At 59.7% G+C, this 3653-nt stretch carries 2 rRNA genes; both read right to left on the reverse strand.

The window, feature by feature from the left end:
- Window position 1 precedes the first annotated feature (1 nt).
- A 5S ribosomal RNA gene (gene rrf / locus E9549_RS22430) occupies window positions 2–118 on the reverse strand.
- Window positions 119–238: 120 nt separating this feature from the next.
- A 23S ribosomal RNA gene (locus tag E9549_RS22435) occupies window positions 239–3366 on the reverse strand.
- Window positions 3367–3653 lie beyond the last annotated feature (287 nt).

Consider the following 3653-nt stretch of genomic DNA (forward strand, 5'->3'; position numbering starts at 1 on the left):
TGTCCGGCGGCGTCCTACTCTCCCACCCCGTCTCCAGGGCAGTACCATCGGCGCTGAGAGGCTTAGCTTCCGGGTTCGGAATGTTGCCGGGCGTTTCCCTCTCGCCATGGCCGCCGTAACTCTGTGAACTTCGAACTGCCGTGGTGGGCTGGTTCGTGCGTTCAGAACCGCACAGTGGACGCGACTGCTTCTTCGTTTCGACCTGGTCACACGCAGCGCCCCTGCAGGGGTGGTGTGTGTGGTCAAGCCCTCGGCCTGTTAGTACCGGTCAGCTCCACACCTTGCGGTGCTTCCACTTCCGGCCTATCAACCCGCTGGTCTGGGCGGGGGCCTTACCCGGTTGTCCCGGTGAGAGACCTCATCTTGAAGCGAGCTTCCCGCTTAGATGCTTTCAGCGGTTATCCCTGCCGAACGTAGCCAACCAGCAGTGCACCTGGCGGTACAACTGGCACACCAGAGGTTCGTCCGTCCCGGTCCTCTCGTACTAGGGACAGCTCTTCTCAAGTCTCTTACGCGCACGGCGGATAGGGACCGAACTGTCTCACGACGTTCTAAACCCAGCTCGCGTACCGCTTTAATGGGCGAACAGCCCAACCCTTGGGACCTACTCCAGCCCCAGGATGCGACGAGCCGACATCGAGGTGCCAAACCATCCCGTCGATATGGACTCTTGGGGAAGATCAGCCTGTTATCCCCGGGGTACCTTTTATCCGTTGAGCGACACCGCTTCCACATGCCGGTGCCGGGTCACTAGTCCCAGCTTTCGCTCCTGCTCGACCCGTCGGTCTCGCAGTCAAGCTCCCTTGTGCACTTGCACTCGACACCTGATTGCCAACCAGGCTGAGGGAACCTTTGGGCGCCTCCGTTACATTTTGGGAGGCAACCGCCCCAGTTAAACTACCCACCTGACACTGTCCCTGATCCGGATCACGGACCGAGGTTAGACATCCAATTCGACCAGAGTGGTATTTCAACGGCGACTCCACGGACACTGGCGTGCCCGCTTCGCAGTCTCCCACCTATCCTACACAAGCCGAACCGAACACCAATATCAAGCTATAGTAAAGGTCCCGGGGTCTTTCCGTCCTGCCGCGCGTAACGAGCATCTTTACTCGTAGTGCAATTTCGCCGAGCCTGTGGTTGAGACAGCTGAGAAGTCGTTACGCCATTCGTGCAGGTCGGAACTTACCCGACAAGGAATTTCGCTACCTTAGGATGGTTATAGTTACCACCGCCGTTTACTGGCGCTTGAGTTCTGAGCTTCGCCTTGCGGCTAACCCGTCCCCTTAACGTTCCAGCACCGGGCAGGCGTCAGTCCGTATACATCGTCTTACGACTTCGCACGGACCTGTGTTTTTAGTAAACAGTCGCTTCTCACTGGTCTCTGCGACCCCCTCCCGCTGCCCCACGCTAGGTGGTTCACGGGCTGGGGCCCCCCTTCTCCCGAAGTTACGGGGGCATTTTGCCGAGTTCCTTAACCACAGTTCGCTCGATCGCCTCGGTATTCTCTACCTGACCACCTGAGTTGGTTTGGGGTACGGGCCGCTCGGAACTCGCTAGAGGCTTTTCTCGGCAGCATAGGATCATCCAATTCGCCTCAATCGGCTATGCGTCGGGCCTCACCCTCGTGTGGAACGGATTTGCCTGCTCCACGGGCCACACCCTTGCACCGGTACTACCACTCACCGGTAGGACTACCTTCCTGCGTCACCCCATCGCTTGCCTACTACCAGTCCGGGTCCCCAGCTAGACCGGACCACCCCACAAGTGGGGCGACCCGGCGTCGGTGGGTTAGCATCGCTGGGTTCAGCATGGGCGTTCCTTCGCGGGTACGGGAATATCAACCCGTTGTCCATCGACTACGCCTGTCGGCCTCGCCTTAGGTCCCGACTCACCCTGGGCGGATTAGCCTGGCCCAGGAACCCTTGGTCTTCCGGCGGGGGAGGTTCTCACTCCCCTCTCGCTACTCATGCCTGCATTCTCACTCGTGTGGCGTCCACGGCTGGATCACTCCGCCGCTTCCACCGCCACACGACGCTCCCCTACCCATCCACACACCTGGCCGGCCTCCGAGGAGAACCGACGGGCGACTGTGTGAATGCCACGGCTTCGGCGGTGTGCTTGAGCCCCGCTACATTGTCGGCGCGGAACCACTTGACCAGTGAGCTATTACGCACTCTTTCAAGGGTGGCTGCTTCTAAGCCAACCTCCTGGTTGTCTCTGCGATCCCACATCCTTTTCCACTTAGCACACGCTTAGGGGCCTTAGCCGATGATCTGGGCTGTTTCCCTCTCGACTACGAACCTTATCGCCCGCAGTCTCACTGCCACGCTCTCACTTACCGGCATTCGGAGTTTGGTTGACGTCAGTAACCTTGTGGGGCCCATCGGCCATCCAGTGCTCTACCTCCGGCAAGAAACACGTGACGCTGCACCTAAATGCATTTCGGGGAGAACCAGCTATCACCGAGTTTGATTGGCCTTTCACCCCTACCCACAGCTCATCCCCCAGGTTTTCAACCCTGGTGGGTTCGGTCCTCCACGCGGTCTTACCCGCGCTTCAACCTGGCCATGGGTAGATCACTCGGCTTCGGGTCTAGAGCACGCGACTCAAACGCCCTGTTCGGACTCGCTTTCGCTACGGCTACCCCACACGGGTTAACCTCGCCACGTACCGCTAACTCGCAGGCTCATTCTTCAAAAGGCACGCAATCACCCCGCCCGCACAAGGCGGCACAAGGCTCTCACGGCTTGTAGGCACACGGTTTCAGGTACTATTTCACTCCCCTCCCGGGGTACTTTTCACCTTTCCCTCACGGTACTTGTCCGCTATCGGTCACCAGGGAGTATTCAGGCTTAGCGGGTGGTCCCGCCGGATTCACACCGAATTTCACGGGCTCGGTGCTACTTGGGAAACAAGTTCGGGAGGGACCGTGTTTTCGTGTACGGGGCTCTCACCCTCTACGGCGACCCTTTCCAGAGGCCTTCCACTAACACAGATCCTTTATGACTCCCCGCACCCCCGGCAGAGGATGCAGAACTGTCCCACGACCCCGACCACACAACGCCTGCCGGCTATCACATGCGATCGGTTTAGCCTCTTCCGCTTTCGCTCGCCACTACTCACGGAATCACTGTTGTTTTCTCTTCCTGTGGGTACTGAGATGTTTCACTTCCCCACGTTCCCTCCACACGCCCTATGTGTTCAGGCGCGGGTCACACCACATGACTGGTGCGGGGTTCCCCCATTCGGAAATCCTCGGATCAACGCTCGGTTGACAGCTCCCCGAGGCTTATCGCAGCCTCCTACGTCCTTCATCGGCTCCTGGTGCCCAGGCATCCACCGTGTGCCCTTAACAACTTGGCCACACAAAAATCCCGCCCCCTGCCCCCGGAAGGAAACAGGCAACGGGCCATACCTACAGAAACTCTGCTAACCAGAGTCAGAAGATGCTCGCGTCCACTGTGCAGTTCTCAACGTACGACCAGCCACCGGCCCCCACCACCCCACCAGCCCCGCGGCCACCCTCGGGCGACACACAGCGGTATGAGATGCAGACCGGCCCTGACACAGAAGAAACCCACCCCCCGCACCCGCAACCGGATACGCAGGGCCCGCTCCCTCAGGACCCAACAGCGTGCCTACGACCGACC

Source organism: Blastococcus sp. MG754426, assembly GCF_021699055.1.
Lineage (GTDB): Bacteria > Actinomycetota > Actinomycetes > Mycobacteriales > Geodermatophilaceae > Blastococcus.